This window comes from Actinomycetospora sp. CA-084318 (genome assembly GCF_050955885.1).
Classification (GTDB): Bacteria; Actinomycetota; Actinomycetes; order Mycobacteriales; family Pseudonocardiaceae; genus Actinomycetospora.
Genome location: NZ_CP192098.1, coordinates 2,429,661 through 2,448,780, shown reverse-complemented (window position 1 = coordinate 2,448,780; position 19,120 = coordinate 2,429,661). Strand labels below are relative to the sequence as shown.

General features: G+C 73.1%; 18 protein-coding genes. 8 read left to right on the top strand and 10 right to left on the bottom strand.

The genetic code is table 11. From position 1 onward, the window contains the following. Positions 1–39 precede the first annotated feature (39 nt). From ACQPYX_RS11955 to ACQPYX_RS11945, 3 genes are read right to left on the bottom strand one after another with little or no spacing between them, the layout of a single operon-like run. Entirely contained in the window at positions 40–597 is a 558-nt protein-coding gene (locus ACQPYX_RS11955; protein WP_433803129.1) for a thermonuclease family protein, read from the bottom strand. Positions 598–639: 42 nt separating this feature from the next. After that, entirely contained in the window at positions 640–1,827 is a 1,188-nt protein-coding gene (locus ACQPYX_RS11950; RefSeq protein WP_433803710.1) for a cytochrome P450, read from the bottom strand. An 11-nt stretch (positions 1,828–1,838) separates the two neighbouring features. Continuing rightward, positions 1,839–2,531 (bottom strand): TetR/AcrR family transcriptional regulator, encoded by a 693-nt coding sequence (locus tag ACQPYX_RS11945; RefSeq protein WP_433803128.1) that lies wholly within the window; start codon positions 2,529–2,531, stop codon positions 1,839–1,841. A 96-nt stretch (positions 2,532–2,627) separates the two neighbouring features. On the opposite strand from ACQPYX_RS11945, the gene ACQPYX_RS11940 reads away from it, so the two are divergent. Further along, a complete protein-coding gene (locus ACQPYX_RS11940; protein ID WP_433803127.1) occupies positions 2,628–3,611 on the top strand; it encodes a zinc-dependent alcohol dehydrogenase family protein in 984 nt (327 codons plus the stop codon). Further along, positions 3,608–4,639: a phosphotransferase family protein gene (locus tag ACQPYX_RS11935; RefSeq protein ID WP_433803126.1), complete on the top strand. Its 1,032-nt coding sequence runs from the start codon at positions 3,608–3,610 to the stop codon at positions 4,637–4,639. The genes ACQPYX_RS11940 and ACQPYX_RS11935 overlap by 4 nt, the downstream gene beginning before the upstream one ends. Positions 4,640–4,715: 76 nt before the next feature. On the opposite strand, the gene ACQPYX_RS11930 is transcribed toward ACQPYX_RS11935, so the two are convergent. Then, the gene (locus tag ACQPYX_RS11930; protein ID WP_433803125.1) at positions 4,716–5,945 is read right to left on the bottom strand and encodes an NADH:flavin oxidoreductase; all 1,230 of its coding nucleotides are present in this window, start codon (positions 5,943–5,945) and stop codon (positions 4,716–4,718) included. A 76-nt stretch (positions 5,946–6,021) separates the two neighbouring features. Between ACQPYX_RS11930 and ACQPYX_RS11925 the strand changes: the two genes are divergently transcribed. Together ACQPYX_RS11925 and ACQPYX_RS11920 are read left to right on the top strand one after the other, a co-directional pair. After that, on the top strand, positions 6,022–6,984 hold the full coding sequence (locus tag ACQPYX_RS11925; RefSeq protein WP_433803124.1) for an alpha/beta fold hydrolase: 963 nt from the start codon (positions 6,022–6,024) through the stop codon (positions 6,982–6,984). After that, positions 6,981–7,532, top strand: a complete 552-nt coding sequence (locus ACQPYX_RS11920) for a TetR/AcrR family transcriptional regulator (RefSeq protein ID WP_433803123.1) — start codon at positions 6,981–6,983, stop codon at positions 7,530–7,532. Before ACQPYX_RS11925 ends, ACQPYX_RS11920 begins: the two co-directional genes overlap by 4 nt. On the opposite strand, the gene ACQPYX_RS11915 is transcribed toward ACQPYX_RS11920, so the two are convergent. Then, positions 7,513–9,651 (bottom strand): bifunctional lysylphosphatidylglycerol flippase/synthetase MprF, encoded by a 2,139-nt coding sequence (locus ACQPYX_RS11915; protein WP_433803122.1) that lies wholly within the window; start codon positions 9,649–9,651, stop codon positions 7,513–7,515. The genes ACQPYX_RS11920 and ACQPYX_RS11915 overlap by 20 nt on opposite strands. Positions 9,652–9,895: 244 nt before the next feature. Here ACQPYX_RS11915 and ACQPYX_RS11910 point away from each other — a divergent pair, with 244 nt between their 5' ends. After that, a complete protein-coding gene (locus tag ACQPYX_RS11910) occupies positions 9,896–10,087 on the top strand; it encodes a hypothetical protein (protein ID WP_433803121.1) in 192 nt (63 codons plus the stop codon). Positions 10,088–10,119: 32 nt separating this feature from the next. Here ACQPYX_RS11910 and ACQPYX_RS11905 read toward each other — a convergent pair whose 3' ends face one another. Genes ACQPYX_RS11905 through boxC form a run of 3 tightly spaced genes read right to left on the bottom strand, consistent with a single transcriptional unit; the run spans position 10,120 to position 14,916 of the window. Beyond that, entirely contained in the window at positions 10,120–11,748 is a 1,629-nt protein-coding gene (locus ACQPYX_RS11905; RefSeq protein ID WP_433803709.1) for a benzoate-CoA ligase family protein, read from the bottom strand. Positions 11,749–11,775: 27 nt separating this feature from the next. Continuing rightward, complete coding sequence (boxB, locus tag ACQPYX_RS11900) at positions 11,776–13,203, bottom strand: benzoyl-CoA 2,3-epoxidase subunit BoxB (RefSeq protein WP_433803120.1); 1,428 nt, start codon at positions 13,201–13,203, stop codon at positions 11,776–11,778. A gap of 3 nt (positions 13,204–13,206) precedes the next feature. After that, a complete protein-coding gene (gene boxC / locus ACQPYX_RS11895; protein WP_433803119.1) occupies positions 13,207–14,916 on the bottom strand; it encodes a 2,3-epoxybenzoyl-CoA dihydrolase in 1,710 nt (569 codons plus the stop codon). 90 nt (positions 14,917–15,006) lie between these two features. Between boxC and ACQPYX_RS11890 the strand changes: the two genes are divergently transcribed. Beyond that, positions 15,007–15,456, top strand: a complete 450-nt coding sequence (locus tag ACQPYX_RS11890) for a GNAT family N-acetyltransferase (RefSeq protein ID WP_433803118.1) — start codon at positions 15,007–15,009, stop codon at positions 15,454–15,456. A gap of 76 nt (positions 15,457–15,532) precedes the next feature. Here ACQPYX_RS11890 and ACQPYX_RS11885 read toward each other — a convergent pair whose 3' ends face one another. Next, entirely contained in the window at positions 15,533–16,087 is a 555-nt protein-coding gene (locus ACQPYX_RS11885) for a DinB family protein (protein WP_433803117.1), read from the bottom strand. A gap of 201 nt (positions 16,088–16,288) precedes the next feature. Between ACQPYX_RS11885 and ACQPYX_RS11880 the strand changes: the two genes are divergently transcribed. Beyond that, the gene (locus ACQPYX_RS11880; RefSeq protein WP_433803116.1) at positions 16,289–17,194 is read left to right on the top strand and encodes a DUF559 domain-containing protein; all 906 of its coding nucleotides are present in this window, start codon (positions 16,289–16,291) and stop codon (positions 17,192–17,194) included. A 69-nt stretch (positions 17,195–17,263) separates the two neighbouring features. Here ACQPYX_RS11880 and ACQPYX_RS11875 read toward each other — a convergent pair whose 3' ends face one another. Next, entirely contained in the window at positions 17,264–17,860 is a 597-nt protein-coding gene (locus ACQPYX_RS11875; protein ID WP_433803115.1) for a TetR/AcrR family transcriptional regulator, read from the bottom strand. An 85-nt stretch (positions 17,861–17,945) separates the two neighbouring features. Between ACQPYX_RS11875 and ACQPYX_RS11870 the strand changes: the two genes are divergently transcribed. Beyond that, positions 17,946–19,094, top strand: a complete 1,149-nt coding sequence (locus tag ACQPYX_RS11870; protein WP_433803114.1) for an acyl-CoA dehydrogenase family protein — start codon at positions 17,946–17,948, stop codon at positions 19,092–19,094. The last annotated feature ends 26 nt before the right edge of the window (positions 19,095–19,120 follow it).

Genomic DNA, 19,120 nt, shown 5'->3' with positions numbered 1-19,120 from the left:
CCCACGGTAGGTGAGCAGTCAGGGTCGCGAGAGCGACCCTCACTGCTCACATGGCGACAGCCACAACCCCCGGCGCGCCTGCTCGGCGCGGTCCTCGGCGGCCCGGACGGCGGGCATCCGCTCGGGCGGGGCGTCGGCGGAGTAGGCGCGGACGGTGCCCGCCTCGGCGGCGAGCACCGCGTAGTCGTCCTGCGGCAGCGACACCCACGCGAGGGCGCGCGAGAACTTGTCGGAGCGCCCGTCGCCGGTGAGGGTGACGGCCTTGCCCGCGAGCGTCTTGCGGGCGAACTGGAGCGCCTGATCGGCGTAGCAGCGCTCCGGCGGCTGCACCCCGAGCGCCCGCACCCGCAGCGTGCGGCCGCCCTCGAGGCGGACGTCGATCGTCACCGGGTCGGCCACGGCGAGGACCGTGGCCGGTTCCCCCGCGGCGAGCAGTTCGGGGGCGGCGGCCACCGACACCGCGGGCGGAGCGGGGGCGGCCACGGGTGGCGCCACCGAGGTCACCGGCACCGCCCCGGACAGCACCCCGACCCCGCCGAGCAGCGCGGCGAGGCACGCCGTCGCGAGGAGCACGCGCGGAGCGGTCCCGGTCGTCACGCGCGCCAGTGTGACGCACCGTGAAAATCGACCCGCAACCGGTCACCCCGAGTAGCTTCGGACACCATTCACGGGCAGTCGCCGCACCCCGAGCACCCCACGCGGGTAGGGCTGCAGGTCCCCCATCGCGTCACTCGCCGGCGACAGCGCGTCGTACCGGGCCGTCAGCTCCTCCAGGGCGACGCGGCCTTCCAACCGGGCCAACGGGGCCCCGAGGCAGAAGTGCACCCCGTGACCGAACGCGGTCTGCGCGCCCCCACCGATCCCCCGGTCCAGGACGAACGCCTCGGGGTCGGCGAAGGCCTGCTCGTCGTGGTTCGCCGAGAGCATCCAGACGAGGACGAAGCGGTCGGCCGGGATCGTGACCCCCGCGATCTCCACCGGCTCCGTGGTCACGCGGCCGGCCATCGCGAACGGGCTCCGGAGGCGCAGCACCTCCTCGATCGCCGCCGGGATCGTCGTCGGGACGGCCCGCAGGCCGGCCCACACGCCGGGGTGCTCGGCGAAGGTGCGGACGGCGTTGCCCAGCAGCACCGTCGTCGTGATGTGCCCGGCGAGCAGGAGCAGCAGCGAGAAGTTGGCCGCCTCCTCGTCGTCGAGCCCGGCGGCGACGAGCGCCGAGATCAGGTCGTCGGTCGGCGCGCTCCGGCGCTCCTGCACCCGCGCGGTCAGGTACGCGTTGATGTCGGCCATCGCGGCGCCGACCCGCTCGCCCAGCGCCGGGTCCGACGGGTCGTCCACCTGCATCGAGAAGAGGCGGTCGGCCCACGTCCGGAAGAGCGGGTGGTCGGACTCCGGCAGGCCGAGCATCTCGGCGATGACGGTCACCGGCAGCGGGAAGGCGAGGGTGTCGACCAGGTCGAACCGTCCGTCGTCGGGAACGGAGTCCAGCAGGCGCCGCGTGATCTCCCGGATCCGCGGCTCGAGGTCGGCGACGCGCTTGGGCGTGAAGGCGGTGGAGACGATCGACCGCAGCCGGCGGTGCTCGGGCGGGTCGATCTGGGTGAGCATCCCCCGCGAGACCTGCTTCGCCGAGGGCGCGAGCCGCGAGGTCTCCGACGAGAACCGGGCCGGGTCGCGCAGGACGGTCTGCACGTCGACCTGGCGGAAGACGTGGTACATGCCGTAGCGGTCGCGCCAGACGGGGTGCTCGCGGCGCATGTCCGCGAGCCAGGCGAGCAGGGCGGGTTCGTCGGTGGTGTCGGGGGCGACGGCGTCGGCCGGGGCCATCTCCGTGGTGGTCATGGTTCCTCCGGGTCGGGAAGAGCCCGGCTCAGGGTGTCGAGCTGGGCGTCGTAGAGGTCGGCGATCTCGGCGGCCGCGACGGCGAGCGCGTCGGGGCCGGGCAGGTCCGCGGGCTCGAAGGCGCGGCGGACGGTGGTGGCGAGGGCGTCCGCGCGACCGCCGAGGTCGAGCGGGACGTCGGTGATGGCGTCGAGGGCGAAGAAGCCCCACACCGTGGCGTCCAGGCGGTAACCGAGCTCGGGGTCGTCGACCGGGTCGTCGGCGAGCAGGCCGTGGCGGTGCATGAGAGCCAGGTGGCGCCCGTCGTAGCCGGCCTGACCCCGGCGCATCGCGAGACCGGTCTTCGTGTCGGTGATCAGCGTGCCGAGCAGCGCGGTGTCCCCGGTGTAGAGCGCCTTGGCCAACGGCCGGCGCATCACCAGCAGGAACGACGACCGCATGCTCCGGTGCAGCAGCACCTCCCCGGGATCGCGGCGCAGGCTCGCCACGAACTCCCGCCCGAGCTCCAGGCCCTCGCGGACCAGGACCGACGCGAACAGCTCGGCCTTGCTCGGCCAGTGCAGGTAGACCGTCCCCTTCCCGACGCCGGCCCGCTCGGCCACGTCGGCGACGGTCACCTTCCGGTAGCCGTGGGCGAGCAGCAGCTCGCCGGCCGCGTCGAGGACGCGTCGTCCGCGCTCCTCGGTCACGGTCGTGACCAACTTTCGAATCTGGTCATGCGGTCACGCTAGACCCTCCGACCGCAGGGTGGAAGGGCCCGCCCGCGCCCGGAAGGATCACCGGGCATGACGAGGACGGTGCGGTTCTCCGAGCTGGGCGACCCTTCGGTCCTGCGGGTGGAGGAGGTGCCCGACCCGGACCCCGCGCCCGGCGAGCTCGTCGTCGACGTCGCGGCGATCGGCCTCAACCGCGCGGAGTCGATGTTCCGGCGCGGCACCTACATCGAGGAGACCCGCCTGCCCGCGGGGCTGGGCTACGAGTGCAGCGGGACGGTGTCGGCGGTCGGGGCGCCGGGGCGGTTCGCCGTGGGCGACCGGGTCAGCGTGGTGCCCGGCTTCTCGATGAACGACTACTCCGTCTACGCCGAGAAAGCCCTCGTCCCGGCCCGGGCGGTGGTGCCGCTGCCCGAGCGGACCTCGTGGGTCGACGGCGCCGCGGTGTGGATGCCGTTCCTCGTGGGCTACGGCGGGCTCGTCGAGACGGGTGGGCTGAAGGCCGGCGACCACGTCCTGATCACCGCGGCGACCTCGAGCGTCGGGCTGGCCGCGATGGCCGTCGCCCGCCGGGTCGGCGCGATCCCGATCGCGACCTCGCGGTCGTCGTCGAAGGCGCAGCAGCTGCTCGACGCCGGGGCCGCGCACGTCGTCGCGACCGGCGAGGAGGACCTGGTGGAGCGGGTCCTTCAGATCACCGGCGGCCGCGGCGTGGAGCACGTCTTCGACGCCGTCGCCGGACCCGGGGTGGCCGACCTGTGCCGGGCGACCGCGAAGGGCGGGATCGTCACGATCCACGGCCTGCTCTCCGGACAGCCGACGATCTTTCCGGCCGAGACGTTGCCGGATCTCTGGATGCGCAGCTATACCCTCTTCGCGATGACGCACGACGAGGAGCGACTGCGCCGCGCGGGCGAGTTCGTGGGCGCGGGTCTGCGCTCCGGGGACTTCGCGCCGCAGGTCGACCGGGTGTTCGCCGGGCTGGGCTCGATCGTGGAGGCGCACGAGTACCTGGAGTCGAACGCCCAGGTCGGGAAGATCGTGGTGACCCCTTGAGCCGTTCCGGAGACTCCGGCGTTCCCGACGAGGCCGTGGCCTGGTTCCTCGACCACGTCCCGGACGTGGCGGGTGAGCCGGTGTTCCAGCGCATCACCGGTGGGCGGTCCAACCTGACCTACCGCGTGGTCGACGACGCCGGGCGGACGTGGGCGCTGCGCCGACCGCCGCTCGGCGGTGTGTTGGAGACCGCGCACGACATGGGCCGGGAGTGGCGGTTCCTGTCCGCCCTCGCGCCGACCGAGGTCCCGGTGCCGCCGCCGGTGGCGTTCTGCGACGACCGCGACGTCGCGGGCGTCGACTTCTACGTCATGGACTTCGCCCCCGGCCGCGTCCTGAACAGCGTCGACGACGCGGGCTGGGTGACCTCCCCCGAGGTCAAGCAGCGCATCGGCGACTCGACGATGGACGTGCTGGCCGCGCTGCACGCCGTCGAGCCGGCGGAGGTCGGCCTCGACGACCTCGCCCGGCCCGGCAACTTCGTCGAGCGCCAGCTCAAGCGGTGGCACCGGCAGGCGCACCAGTCGGCCATGGAGGACCTCTCCGCGATCGACCGGGCCCACCAGGCGCTGTCCGAGCGTGTGCCCGAGCCGCCGGCGAACAAGATCGCCCACGGCGACTTCCGCACCGGCAACATCGCCTACCTCGACGACGGGTCCGCCGCGGCGGTCTTCGACTGGGAGCTCGCCACGATCGGCGACCCCTACTGCGACCTCGGGCACATCCTCGTGTCGTGGTCCCAGGAGGGCGACACCGTCCCGGCCGCGCTGCCGAACCCGACGCAGCTCGGCGGCTTCCCGACCCGCGAGGACCTGATCGCCCGCTACGAGCAGGCGTCGGGCACGAAACTGCCGGACATCGACTTCTACATCGCGTTCGCCCGGTGGCGCGCCGCCTGCATCCACGCCGGGGTGTGGACCCGCTACCAGGCCGGCGACATGGGCGACGCCGCGGACGCCGACGAGGTCACCGGCCCCGAGGCGATCGTGGCGCAGGCCGAGTCGGCGCTGTGGCAGCTGGGGCTGTAGGTCACCTCCGGTGACAGCAATGCGTCACTGCTGGCACTCGGTGCAAGCAGTGACGCTTTGCTGCCACTAGGGGGGCTCAGAACCGGCGCGCCCGCCGCATCCGGGCCGGCCGCTCGACGAGGCTGCGCACCCAGTCGCCCACGCTGTAGTCGATCCCCGCGAGCAGGGCCGGCAGCCGCAGCGCCGGTCCGCGGCCCCGGCTGGTGCGCACCAGCTGGATGCGGTGCCACCCCGCCCCGACGGCCGCCCCGAGCAGCGCCCGCACCGGGGCCGGACCGCCGAGGCGCGGGGCGGGCCGGTCCAGGGTGTCGACCTCGCCGCGCACGAACCGGCCGGCGAGGTCGGGCCGCACCGCCAGCGGCCGACCCACGCCCACCGCGGCGCACACGCCCGACGCCAGTGCCTCGTCCACCTCCGCGCGGGACCGGAACCCGCCGGTGAGCACCACCGGGACGTCGACCTCCTTCGACAGCGCGGCCGCCGAGTTCCAGAACGGCGACTCGTGCTCCCCCGCGAGCTCGCCCCCGGACGCGTCGAGCCCGACCATCGCCGGGCGCTCGTAGTTCCCGCCCGAGACCTCGAGCAGGTCCACGCCCTCGTCGTCGAGCCAGCCCCCGAGCTCGACGAGTTCGTCGTCGTCCCGGGCGTCGAGCTTCACCGCGACGATCGCCGATTCCGGCAGCGCCCGCCGCAGCCCGGCGACGATCCCGAGCAGGAACCGCGCCCGGTTGACCAGGGAGCCGCCGTGGGGGTCGCTGCGCCGATTGGTCGCCGGGTCGAGGAAGCTGGAGAGCAGGTAGCCGTGCGCCGCGTGCACCTCGACCCCGGCGAACCCGGCGTCGACCACCCGCTGCCCCACCTCGACGAACCGTTCCTGCAGCTCCGCGATCTCGACGACGGACAGGGCCCGCGGTCGCGCGTACGCCCCGCCGAGCGCCACCGCCGGGCCGGACGAGGGCCCGACCGGGTGCGGGTTCACGAAGCGCGTGGTCTGGCGGCCGGGGTGGGAGAGCTGCACGATCGTCGGCACGCCCTCCGCCGCCCGCGCCCACCGGCGCAGGGCCGCGTCGTCGGTCCAGGAGTCCACGACGACGTTGCGGGCCCGCTCGAGGTGCGCCCGGTCCACCATGACGTTCCCGGTGATCACCAGGCCCGGCCCGCCCGCCGCCGCGGCGCGGTAGAGCCGCTCGTGGCGGGGCGAGGCGTCGCCGTGGCGGTCGGCGATGCTCTCAGTCATCGCCGCCCGCACCAGGCGGTTCGGCAGCACCGCACCGCACGCCAGCACGAGGGGCTCGGAGAGGCTCACACCAGTCCCTAACCGTCCGTCGACGGAAAACGGTGCGGGTTGCCCCGGCACTGACCGATCGGTCAGACTCCTGATCGTGTGGAGATTCGTCGTCCCGGTCGCTGTCCTCGCCCTCGTCGGCGTGCTGTTCCTGACGACGGGTGGGGCGCCGGTCGGGCACTTCACCTCCGCCGCCGGGAAGGACCGGTTCGACGCGGCGTACCGGTCGGCGATGGCCCGGATGCCCCCACCGGACGCGACGCTCGACGTGCGGACGACCTTCGGCGTCGTCCGGATGTACCGCTACGAGCGAGCACCCTCGGCGCCCACCCCGAATCCTGGGGCACCGACGGTGCTCGATGATCACGCCCCGCTGGTCCTGCTCCCCGGCCGGGCCTCCCCGTCGCCGTTGTGGGCCGACAACCTGGCGACGCTGCGTGCGGTGCGCACCGTGTACCTGGTCGACCTCCTCGGCGAGCCGGGCGCGTCCGTCCAGTCCCGGCCGATCGTCGACGACGCCGACCAGGCCACCTGGCTCGCCGAGGCGCTCGCGGCCCTCCCGGCACCGCGCGTGCACCTGGTCGGGTACTCGATCGGCGGGTGGACCGCGGCGAACCTCGCGACGCGTCGTCCGGAACGGCTCGCGAGCGTGACCCTGCTCGACCCCGCCATGACCTACGCGACCATCCCGCTCGGCACCGTGGTGCGCTCGGTGCCCGCGTCCGTGCGCTGGCTGCCCCGCAGCTGGCGCGACGCGTTCGCCTCGTACACCGCGAACGGCGCGCCGGTCGAGGACGAGCCGGTGGCCGCGATGATCGAGGCCGGGATGCAGACCTACGCCCTCGCGCTCCCCCGGCCCGGACTGCTCGAGCCGCGGATCCCGGTGCCGACCCTGGTGATCCTCGCCGGCCGCTCGGTGATGCACGACAGCGCGGCGGCCGCGGCGACGGCGCAGCGGCTCGGCGCGCGGGTGCTGACCTACCCCGACGCGTCGCACGCCCTCGTCGGCGAGCACCCCGACCGCGTGGCCGCCGACCTCGCTGCTTTCCTGCCCTCGTGACGTTCACCGAGGAGGCCCGGCGGCGCCAGCTCGTGGACGTGACCATCGGGATGCTCGCCGAGCACGGCTACGGCCGCTGCTCGCTCGCCCGCATCGCCGAGGCCGCCGGCGTCACGAAGGGCGCGGTGCTCTACCACTTCCGCTCGAAGGACGCGGTGGTCCGCGCGGCCTACGAGCACGTGCTGGGCGAGCTCGTCACAGCGGTCGGAACGGCCGTCGACGCTGCCCCGACGCCGGGCGCGGCCGTCGACGCCTACGTCACGACGATGCTCTCCCACCTCGGCGCCCGCCGCGACCACGCCCGGGTGCTCGCCGACTCGCTCGACGCGGCGGTCGTCCGCGACCGCGACGACCGGCCCGCCCGCTGGCGCCCGGTCGCCGCCCTGATCGAGGCCGCCCAGGCCGCCGGGCAGTACCGCGCGGGCGACCCGCGCGTGCTGGCGGTCGCGCTCGGCGGCGCGATCGACGGGCTGGTGGCCGAGAAGCTCGCGGACCCGTCGTTCGACCTGGACGAGGCCGCGGCGACGCTCAACGGGCGAGCGCGATGAGCTCGCGGAACCCGGCGTCGGGGAGGTAGGCCCGCCCGATGCCGATCCCGACCCGCGGCAGGTCCGCCTCGTCCCGGTACACCAGGAACATCGGCTCGTGCCGCGGCCGGAACTTGGCCTTGAACTGGTGCAGCGAGCGGAACCCGTAGTACGGCTCGAGCATGGCGCCGAGCTGGTCGAGCGCCCGGTCGAGCACGGGCTCGGCGTCCGCCCGCTCGGAGCGCGCCAGCGGCGCCCCGGACAGCGACACGAACCGCGCGCCCTCGGCCTGGAACGCCAGGCACGCCGAGGCGATCAGGTACTCGACGACCGCCCGGAAGCCCTCGGAGCGCCGTCGCATCACGTCGAGCGTCCACCCGACGACGACGCCGTCCGGCCCGTACACCGGCAGCCACGAGGTCACCCCGTGCACGGTGCCCTCGGCGTCGACGGCGAGCCCGGTCCGCACCTCCGGGTCGAGCGCCTCCTCCACCCCGCCCAGCGTGAAGCCCATCTCCGGCAGGCCCTTGTCGCCCACCCACTCCTCGGAGATCGCCCGCACCTGCGCCAGCACCGACCGCGGCTCCTGGTCGAGGTGGACCAGCCGGTGTTCGATGCCCGCCTTGCCGGCCCGGTTGAACGCGGAGCGCACCGCCTGCCACGGCTTGCCGGTGAACGCGAGCCCCTCGAGGTCGACGACCGTGTCCTCGGCGACCTGCAGCGCCCGCCACCCGCGCGCCTGCGCGACCTCGGCGAGGGCACCCGTCGTCGAGAACAGACACGGGATCCGCCCCGAGCGCTCGGCGAGGGCGCGGAAGTCGTCGAGCGCGGTCGGGACGTCGTCGGTGATCGGGTCCCCGAGCGCGACCGCCACCCCCGCGTGCACGCGGTAGGCGACGACGCCGCCGTCGCCCGTGGGCAGGTACCGGTTCTCCGGCCAGGTCGTCATCCAGGAGATGGTCGGGCCGCCGTGATTGTGCAGCGCCGCTTGAGCCAGCTCCGGCCCATCGGTTGACGAGCTCGAGCCTGACGACGGATCCGTCCGCCGCCGCCGTCGCGACGGCACCCCGAAGGCGCGCCGCCCGGCCACCAGCCACACCGTGAGCGCCGACCAGAGCACCGCGTTGGGCACGAACACCGCGAGCCCGACCAGCTCGACCTGGTCCATCTGCCCGGTCGCGTGCGCGTAGGCGACGACGCCAATCACGAGCAGGCCGAGCAGCAGGTAGAAGACGCCGACGACGAGCCCGAGCACCCAGGCGAGCCGCCGGCCGCGGCGCAGCCCGTCGGCGAGCAGCAACGCGATCACCACCGACACCGCCGTCTCCGCGACCGTCGAGTCCGAGGCGGTGTTCCCGAGCGGGCCGACGACGGGCACCACGAGCGTGATCACCCGGATCGCGGCGATCACCACGAGCCCGCTCGCGGCCACCAGCCGCCACTCGCGGCGGCCGAGCGTCGGACCCGACGACTCCGCGGTCGGGACCGCGCGCGACCCGGCCAGGCGGTGCGCGATCGGGAGCGACAGGGCGACGGCCAGGGCGTGTTCCAGGTCGGCGAGCCCGCCGAGGAACAGCAGCCCGACGACGCCGACCGCGACGAGCAGCAGCCGCAGGCGCAACCGCCACGGCGCGCGGACGGTCGCCGACGCCATGGCGAGGGCGGCCATCATGCCGCCCGAGAAGCCGGTGTCGACGTCCGTCGCGAGCGCCTGCGCCCACGGCCAGTCGGTGGCCGCGACGGCGAGCACCAGACCCGCCGTCAGCAGGACCGCGCCGAGCTGGAAGCCGATCGTGACGACGGCCGTCCGGAGCGTCCCGCAGCGGAACTCGACCCAGCCGGTCGCGACGGCGAACAGTCCGAGCGTGAGGACGTAGAGCGCGGGGTGCCCGGCGACCAGCGCGCCGGTGACGACGGTCCACCACTTCCCGTCCGCGAACGACGGGACGCCGTACGCGAGATCGGCGCCGAGCGGGCGCCCGGCGAGCGGGTTCCAGAACGCGCCCGTGACGAACCCGCCGACGACCATGAGCACCACGACGACCGCGGTGAACGGGACGCGCCGGGCCACGGCGAGGACCGCGTGACCGCGGTGGGCGCTGGTGGCGGGCGCCGGAGCCGAGGGGGCCGTGACGGTCATGCGATCACCCGGTGCAGTCGATCGATTAGCGAACGAGTGAAGTGTCAGTCGTCACACCGGCTCCTGGCAACCGTCGGTCAGCGAACGGCCGTGTCCACGCTCACCTGGTGCCGGGCGTCACGAAGTCGCTACGCGGTGCGGTCGACCGGGCAGCCTGGGCGGTCAGCCGGGCCCGTGGTCGTGCCCGGACCGTCTCCCCGCAGTCGTCGTCCACCACCGGCGGCCCGATTGCCGGAGGTGGCCGATGTTCGGCACCTGTTCGTTCTGCTCCGCCGCCCGACCGGGGCGTCTCTCCCCGGTCCCGCACCGGATCGACTGCCCCACCAAGTCGCGTCCGCCCCGTCGCCTCGATCGCGACGAGACGCTGTTCTGGCGGCACCCCGACCTGGTCGACCTCGACCTGGCCTGCGCCTTCTGGTGGCCTGCGGCCTCGTGAGCAGGAATGGTCGCTCCAGCGACCATGGGTGCTCACCGGGCGGCAGCCACCTCCGACAGTCGCGCCGCCGCGAGTTCGCGCACCAGGAAGCGCTGCACCTTCCCGGTCGCGGTGCGCGGGACCGCGTCGATCTCCAGGACGTGGCGGGGCTTCTTGAACGACGCCAGACCCTCGCGGCACCACGCGATCAGGGCCTCGGGGTCGATCACGGCACCCTCCGCAGGGACGACGCAGGCGACGGTCCGGTCGAGCCCGTCGTTGTCGGGAACACCCACGACGACCACCTCGGCCACCGCCGGGTGCAGCACCAGGCGCTCCTCGACCTCCATCGGCGTCACCCAGATGCCGCCGACCTTGAGGACGTCGTCGGTGCGCCCGAGGCACTGGTACGTGCCGTCGGGGTTGCGGACGTAGGTGTCGCCGGTGCGCATCCACTCGCCCTCGAACACGCGCCGGTTGACGTCGGTGCGGCACCAGTAGCCGGTGCACAGCGAGTCGGCGCGCAGGTAGAGCATGCCCTTCTCGCCGTCCGCGACCACCGTGCCGTCGTCGTCCCGGATCTCCACCTCGTAGCCCGGCACGGGGACGCCCGACGTGCCCGGCGCGACCTCACCGGGTCGGTTCGACAGATAGATGTGCAGCGCCTCGGTGGAGCCGATGCCGTCGAGCACCTCGAGGCCGAACCGGTCGCGCATCCCGAGCACCATGCGCGCGGGCAGGGCCTCCCCCGCGCTGACGCCCCGGCGGACCCGGGCGAACGTCGAGTCGGGCAGGTCCGACGCGAGCAGCGGACCGTACACGCTCGGGCTGCCGTAGAACAGGGTGACCGGGTGCTCCGTGACGATCTCCGCGATCGCGGCCGGCGAGGGCCTCCCCGGGGAGAGCACGGACGAGGCGCCCACCGCCATCGGGAAGAACATCGAGTTCCCGATGCCGTAGGCGAAGAACAGCTTGGCCACCGAGAAGCACACGTCGTCGGGGCGGATGCCCAGCACCTGGGCGCCGTACGTCTCGCACACCGTGCGGATGTCGGCGTGCCGGTGCATCGCGGCCTTGGGCGTGCCGGTGGTGCCCGAGGTGTAGAGCCACAGCGCGGGTGACTCGTCCCAGGTGGCGTAGAGCCCGTCGTCGAACCCGAAGCCGGACGCCGCGAGGTCGGTCCAGTCCCGGGTGCGCACGGGGTAGCCGTCCAACGGCGCCTCGTCGTCGATCGGCACGGCGGCCGACGTGACGACGACGTCCGCGAGGTCCGGCGCACCGCTCTCCACGGCGAGCTTCGTCGCGATCCGCGTGACCCCGCCGAACTCGGGCGAGCAGATCAGGACCGCGGCGCGCGAGTCGATGACGAGCTTCGCGAGCTCGGGGCCGCGCAGCATCGTCGAGACCGGGACCGCGACCGCCCCGATCCGCATCGCCGCGAGGATCGCAGTGAACAGCTCGACGCCGTCCGAGCAGCACATCACCACCCGCTGCTCGGGGCGCACGCCGAGACCGCGCAGGCCGGCCGCGACGGTGCGCACCTCGGCCGCGACCTCGGCGTACGTCAGCTCCCGCACGCCGCCGGGCGTCAGCGCCCGGACGGCCACCCGGCCCCCGCCCTCGGGGAGGTGCCGGTCGAGGAGGTAGTGCGATGCGTTGAACTGCTGGTGGTGGGACAGCACATCGACCACCTTGCGGGTCGTGGGGACTCAGTGGAAGTGCACGTACTCGAAGTCGACGGGCTTGTCGTTGATCCCCGTCGACGGCGGGGCGATCCAGCTCGCGATCTTCCCGGGCTTCAGGACGGGGTGCATGAGGCTGCGCACGTGGGTCTTGTCGAGCTCGGTGGGCAGCCACGCGTCCTTGCGGGCGTTCCAGTCGGACTCGCTGACGACCTTGCCATCGGGCGTGATGTGCGCACCCGCGAAGGCGCCGACCTGCCGGTTGAACCCGACGTGGGGCAGGTAGAGCTCCGCGTCGATGCCCGCCTTCTGCAGGATCCGGTTCCACCGCTTGAGCCCGGTCTTGCAGTCGTTGATGTACTCATGGCGCAGGTCCTGGTTGAGCGCCAGCAGCGCGGGGACCTCGTTGCGGGTGATCTGCCCGTCGCGGAAGGCGTCGACGTGGCCGGCGTCGTCGGTGAGCCGGTGGTCGTCGTCGCGCCGCTCCTCCTGCCAGCGGCCCTTGATGCCGGCGGTGAAGTAGTTCGCGGCGTTGGTCGAGGACTCGTTGCCGAACAGGTCCAGCGAGACCGTGTAGTGGAAGTTGATGTACTTCTGGATCATCGACAGCGGGATGCCGCCGGCACCGGCGACCTCCTCGGTGTCGTGGGTCTGCATGAGCTCCGCGGTGCGGCGGACCACGCGGTCGATGCCGGTGGTGCCCACGAACATGTGGTGGGCCTCCTCCTTGAGCATGAACTCGCAGGTCCGGCTCAGGGGGTCGAAGCCCGACTCCTTCAGCGTGCCGAGCTGGTACTTGCCGTCCCGGTCGGTGAAGTAGGTGAACATGTAGAACGACAGCCAGTCCGGGGTCTCCTCGTTGAAGGCCCCGAGGATGCGCGGCGAGTCGTCCGAGCCGGAGTTGCGCGCCAGGAGCTGGTCGGCCTCCTCGCGACCGGCGCGGCCGAAGTAGGCGTGCAGCAGGTAGACCATCGCCCAGAGGTGACGGCCCTCCTCGACGTTGACCTGGAACAGGTTGCGCATGTCGTAGAGCGACGGCGCGGTCGCCCCGAGGAAGCGCTGCTGCTCGACCGACGCGGGCTCGGTGTCGCCCTGGATGACGATGAGGCGCTGCAGGTCGGCGCGGTACTCGCCGGGGACCTCCTGCCACACCGGCTCGCCCTTGTGCTCGCCGAAGGCGATGGTGCGGTCCGGGTCGTGCTCGGAGAGGAAGACGCCCCAGCGGTACTCGTTCATCGGGACGTGGTCGAAGTGCGCCCAGCCGTCGCGCCCGACGTCGACCGCAGTGCGCAGGTAGACGTCCTTGGTGTCGACGGCGGGGCCCATGTCGCCCCACCAGTCGAGGAAGTTCGGCTGCCACCGCTCGAGGGCGCGCTGCAGCTTGCGGTCGCCGGCGAGGTCGACGTTGTTCGGGATCTTGGCGTCGAAGTCGATCTTCGGTCGCGCTGAGGTCATCGCTTACACCCGCTTCTGGTCGAAGTCGGCCTTGCGGCCGGTGCCGTACTTGCGCAGGGCGCCCTCGGGGCCGCTCGCGTTGGGCCGGACGAAGATCCAGTTCTGCCAGGCCGTGAGGCGGCCGAAGATCCGGGTCTCCATGGTCTCGGGGCCGACGAACCGGTGGTTCGCCTCCATGCCGGTCAGGGCGTCGGGGCTCAGCGAGGCCCGCTCCTCGAGCAGGATGCGGATCTCGTCGGTCCAGTCGATGTCGTCGGGGGCGTCGGTGACGAGGCCCGCGTCGTCGGCGTCGGCGCCGGTCAGGGGCTCGTTCACCGGGACCTGGATGTCCTCGCCGTAGAACCGGGACTCCAGCCGGGAGAGCCCGTTGCCCATCGGGAACGTGCCGAACTGGGCGTTCGTGACGACGAGCGTGGCCGGCTCGGTCGCCTCGGCGCCGCTCGGGAGCGTGGCGTCCTCGGCGTCCTCGAAGGTGCCCTCGAGCATGTACTGGCGGTCGGAGGCCAGCGCGAGCTCGAGGAACGGCCCGGCGAAGCAGCTGCCCGGCTCGATCAGCGCGATCAGGCTGCGGCTGGTCACGTCGAGGCGCTTGAGCGTCCGCTTGAGGTAGCGGGTGGTCTCGGCGACGAGCCAGTCGTCCTGGTGGTCCGCGATGAGCCGGTCGGCGGCGAGGGCGGCGTCGGTGGTCCCCTCGGTGAGGATCAGCCACGTCCCGATCTCGAGCTCGTTGGTGCGCAGCCGCAGGATCGCGTCGTCGAGCTCGCGGGTCACGGCGAGCAGGGGGTGGTCGGCGCCCTGCTCGTGCAGGTCGGCCGGCCGGTCGCTCATCTCCGGCACGGCGACGACGAGCGTGGCGGTCCGGGCGTCGCGGTCGATCGTGACGCGGACGTGGTCGTAGGTGATCGCGTCGTCGGTCTCGGTGCGCCGCAGCGGCGTGAGCGTGATGCCCTGCGCGTCCTGGGGCCGGGTGCTGTTCCCGGCGGCCTCGGCGGCCCGCTCGGCCACGACGCGGTCCCACTCCCGGCGCGCGACGGCCTCGTCGACCAGCTTCCACTCGACGGCCTTGCGCCCGCCGAAGCCCTCGGACTTCGTCGCGAAGACGTCGGCCCGGTCCTTGCGGACCTTGCGCTTGTCGATCACCCGGGTGAGGCCACCGGTGCCGGGCAGCACGCCGAGCAGCGGGACCTCGGGCAGGCTGACCGCGGACGAGCGGTCGTCGACCAGCAGGATGCGCTCGCACGCCAGCGCCATCTCGTAGCCGCCACCCGCCGCGGTGCCGTTGAGCGCCGCGATCCAGGTCTGGCCGGCCGCGGACATGTCCTCGATGCCGTTGCGCGTCTCGTTGGTGAACTTGCAGAAGTTCACCTTCCACGGGTGGCTCGACGCGGCCAGCATGCGGATGTTCGCCCCGGCGCAGAAGTTCGAGTCCTTGCCGCTGGTCAGCACGATGCTGCGCACTTGCGGGTACTCGAAGCGCAGCCGCTGCGTGAGGTCGTAGAGCTCGATGTCGACCCCGAGGTCGTACGAGTTCAGCTTCAGCTCGTAGCCCGGGACCAGTCCGCCGGCCTCATCGACGTCCAGGTACACCGTCGCGGTCTCGCCGTCGACGGTGAACCGCCAGTGCCGGTAGCGGTCCGGGCTCGTGTCGAAGTCGACGTGCGGGATCCGCTCGGGAGCCACGGTCTCGTTGACCGGCTCGTCCAGGACCGTCACCGTGGGCCTCCCCCTTGTCGTCCGGCCCACATTCTACGACGCTGTGACGCAGTGGGGAAGACCCGTAGACAGTCGTGGAGGTGCTCGACGGTGACCGAGTGGACGTGGACGGCCGAGCCGACCCCGCAGTGGGACGCCGCGAAGGCCGACGCCTTCTCCCCCGGCGGCCCGGGGTTGCACGGCCTCGGCGCCCCGGCCGTCGGGGACGCGCTGGGCGACGCGTGGTGGCGGGTCTGCGACGCCGACGGCTCGGTCGCGGCGTTCGGTCGCCTGGACGACACATGGGGCGACGCCGAGGTGCTGGTCGCCGTGGTGCCGGCGTTCCGCGGGCGGGGCGTGGGCTCCTGGGCGATGAACCGGCTCGCCGAGGAGGCCGCCGCCCGCTCCCTGAACTACGTCTACAACGTCGTGCCGGAGAACCACCCCGACCGTGAGGGCGTCCAGGCCTGGCTCGCCGCCCAGGGGTTCGACGCCCGCGACACCGGCGAGCTGCGGCGCCGCGTGCGCGTCACCGACCGGGCGGTCACGCCGTCGTCGTGATCGTTGTGCCTCGTCCCGGCGCGGACGAACGACCCGTTCGTGCAGGTAGAAGCCACGAACGACTCGTTCGTCCGGATCACATCGTGCGCGCCCCGTCGATCGCCTCGCGCAGGAAGTCGGCGTGTCCGGCGTGCTGCGCGGTCTCGGCGACGATGTGGATCGCCACGCGCCGCACCGAGCGGGTCGCCCCCGGGGTGAACCACGGCGCCTCGGGCAGCGGCCACGAGACGTCGAGGTCGGCCTCGGCGAGGTAGGCGTCGGTCTCGTCGGCGACCTTCGCGTAGTACGCCAGCATCCCGTCCAGCGTCTCGTCGCCGAGCAGGTTGAACTCGTCGTGGCGCATGTCCCCGGTCGCGATGCGCTCCTGGATCACCGGGTCGTCCATGTCGACCTCCGGCCACTCCATCGGCATCGAGGCCGGCCCCTCCTTCGCGAACGCCAGCCACCCCGCCTCGGTCTGCGCCACGTGCTTGACGAGGCCCGCGAGGTTGAGCAGCGAGAACGTCGTCCGCGTGCGCGCCTGCTCCTCGGTGAGCCCCTGGAGCGTCTGCAGGAACAGCCCCCGGTGCATCTGCAGGGCCTCGACGAGGTCGCGCCGCTCGCCGGACAGGGTGCTCGGGTCGGTGCTCATGGGTGGTGCCTCCCTGATCGCTGCTGGTGAGAGAAACGGTATCGGCGGAGGGGGACAACTTCGGTCCTGTTTGACCGACGACCGGCTCGAGGCTTTTCTCGAGTGCGGCGATCTGCGTCAGCGGTGGCGCATTCCGCCGCAGTCGACCCGGCCGTGGAGATCCGATGGATCCGTGGCCGCCAGTGCGCCGTCAGAACCCGTGTGAGCGTCGACGAGAAACGACTCCAGCGGACGGTGCGCGACCAGGACGGCGCCATCACGTTGGGCCAGGCACTGGAGTGCGGATACAGCCACACGACCGTGCGCCGCAAGGTGGCCGCCGGCGAGTGGACCCGCCTCGCCTTCCGCGTCTACCTGGTCGGGTCGCACCGGCGGACGTCGACCGTCCTCGTCCGGGCGGCCCTGCTCTCCCTGGGCGACGACGCCGTCCTGGTCGGCCCCGCCGCTGCCTGGTGGCTCGGGCTGATCGACCGCTGCCCCGAGGTCGTCGACGTCGCGGTCCCCCCTCGTCGCCAGCACCGCGCACGCTCCGGCGTCCGCATCGTGCGCAGGCACGTCCCGCCGGCCGGGAGCGACCGACACCGTGGGCTCCGGGTGACCACCGTGCCGCACACCGTGCTCGACGCCGCCGCGCAGCTGGGACTGGAGGAAGGCGCCCGTCTGATGGACCGGGCGCTGCAGCAGGGGCGGGTGGCGCTGCCGATCCTGGAGCGTCTCCAGGAGGGTCGGTCGCGACGACGGGGCACGCCGGTGGTCGTCCGGCTCCTCGCTCTCGCGGCAGGCGGAGCGGTGTCCGAGGCCGAGCGACGCACCCATGCCGCCATGACCGGCGCGGACCTGGTCGGCTGGGTCGCGAACCTCGACCTGGACCTGCCCGGCTACGGGCGTGCGATCGCCGACGTGGCGTTCCGGCGGGAGAAGGTCATCGTCGAGATCGACGGGTGGGCCTACCACCGCGACGTCCGCGCCTTCCTCCGCGATGCGCGCCGGCAGAACGCCCTCACCGCCGCCGGCTGGATCGTCGTCCGGACGAACTGGCATCAGATCGTCGGGTCCCCGGAGGAGTTCCTGGACGTCCTGCGGGCCGTCCTCGCCGCCCGCGCCTGACCGCGAGTGCGGCGATCTGCGTCAGCGGTGGCGCATTCCGCCGCACTCGCGTCGCGCCGACGCCGCCGATCAGCCGCCGAGCACCGCCAGCTGCACCGCGGCGACCTGCTCCCCCAGCTCCCGCGGGGTGAGCGCACCGTCGGCGTGGAACCACTTGTAGACCCAGTTCGCGGCGCCGAGACAGGTGTTGACGTAGACCTTGGGCGGCATCGGCAGCTGGGCGCCGCTCTCCGCCAGGTGCGCCTCGACCGCTCCCAGCACCACCGCCTCGAAGGCCCGCCGACGCTCCAGGATCGGCCGCGCGAGCTCCGGCGGGAGCTCCGACTCCTCCTCGAAACAGATCTTCAGCAGGTCCCGGTGCGCACAGGTGTAGGCGACCCGCTCGACGATCAGCCCGCGCACCGCCTCGAGCGGGCTCGGCGCCGCCGCGACGATCGCGCGGGCCGAGGTGAGGCTCTCGTCGAGGACCTGCTCGTAGATCTGCACGAGCAGGTCCTGCTTGGTGCGGACGTAGTGGTAGAGCGTCGGTTTGGAGAGTCCGACCCCGGCGGCGACGTCGTTCATCGAGGTCGCGCGGTATCCCTGCCGGCTGAACACCCCGACCGCCGCCGCGAGGATGCGCTGCCGCTGCTCCTCCGCACGGCTGCCGTTCGCTCGCGGGGTCACGACGGCCGACCCTAGACGGTTGACCGCGCACTGTGATGCGGCCTACCTTCGCCCGACCGGTCGGTCGACAGTCGGGAGACGAGGCGTGACGTTCGAGCTCGACGAGGTGCACGAGGACTTCCGGGCGGCGGTCCGGCGCTTCACCGACGAGCGGGTGCGTCCGGTCGTCGAGGAGTCCGAGCGCCAGGGCCACCCCCCGGAGCGGCTGTGGAAGGAGATGGGCGCGGCCGGTCTGCTCGGGCTGCTCACCCCGGCCGAGTTCGGCGGGTCCGCGGGCGACGGCGGCGAGAACACGGCCGTGACCGTCCTCGCCGAGGAGCTCTCCCGGGCCTGCGGCGGGATCGCGGTCGGCGCCCTGGTCAGCGCGTACATGGCCGGGCCGCACCTGGTCCGGTACGGCACCCCGCAGCAGCGCCAGGACTGGGTGGAGCGGATCGCCGCGGGTACCGCCATCGCCTCGATCGCCGTCACCGAGCCCGGCGCCGGGTCGGACGTCGCGGGCATCGTCACGAAGGCGACCCGGACCGACGATGGCTGGCGCATCGACGGCCGCAAGATGTACATCACCAACGCCGGCCTGGCCGACGTGCTCGTGATCGGGGCCCGCACCGACGACACCGGTCACCGCGGGATCACCACGTTCGTCGTCCCCGCCGACACGCCCGGCCTGTCGGTCGGGCGGCCGCTGCGCAAGCTCGGCTGGCACTCCTCGGACACCCGAGAAGTGGTCCTCGACGGCGTCGAGGTGCCGGCGGACGCCGTGCTCGGCGCCGAGAACCGCGGCTTCTACCAGATCATGGCGGCCTTCCAGCTCGAGCGCGTGGTGCTCGCGGCGATGGGCCTGGGCCACGCCGCCGAGGCCCTGACGATGGTCACCGAGTACGTGCGGGGCCGCGAGGTCGCCGGCGCCCCGCTGACGAACCTGCAGACGATCCGCCACCGCATCGCCGCGGCGGAGGTCGAGCTGGAGGCCGCGCGCGCCCTGACCTACCAGGCCGCCGACCGGCTCGACCGCGACCACCCGGAGGCCGCCCGCTCGGTGGCCGCCGCGAAGTACTTCGCCGCGAAGGTCGCCGACCACGTCGTCGACGAGGCGCTGCAGCTCTTCGGCGGCGCGGGCTACCTGGAGGAGACGCCGATCGTGCGGCACGAGCGCGACGTGCGGATCCTGCGCATCGGCGGCGGCACCGACGAGATCCAGCTCGAGATCCTGTCGAAGCGGCTGATCCCGTGACGGGGACGACGAACGGCCTGCGTCCG

Bases quoted from the DNA above. Each gene is read 5' to 3' on its own strand.
- ACQPYX_RS11885 (WP_433803117.1), bottom strand. From the start codon at position 16,087: ATGAGCACCGACCCGAGCACCCTGTCCGGCGAGCGGCGCGACCTCGTC.
- ACQPYX_RS11910 (WP_433803121.1), top strand. From the start codon at position 9,896: ATGTTCGGCACCTGTTCGTTCTGCTCCGCCGCCCGACCGGGGCGTCTC.
- boxB (WP_433803120.1), bottom strand. From the start codon at position 13,203: ATGACCTCAGCGCGACCGAAGATCGACTTCGACGCCAAGATCCCGAAC.
- ACQPYX_RS11940 (WP_433803127.1), top strand. From the start codon at position 2,628: ATGACGAGGACGGTGCGGTTCTCCGAGCTGGGCGACCCTTCGGTCCTG.
- ACQPYX_RS11950 (WP_433803710.1), bottom strand. From the start codon at position 1,827: ATGGCCCCGGCCGACGCCGTCGCCCCCGACACCACCGACGAACCCGCC.
- ACQPYX_RS11915 (WP_433803122.1), bottom strand. From the start codon at position 9,651: ATGACCGTCACGGCCCCCTCGGCTCCGGCGCCCGCCACCAGCGCCCAC.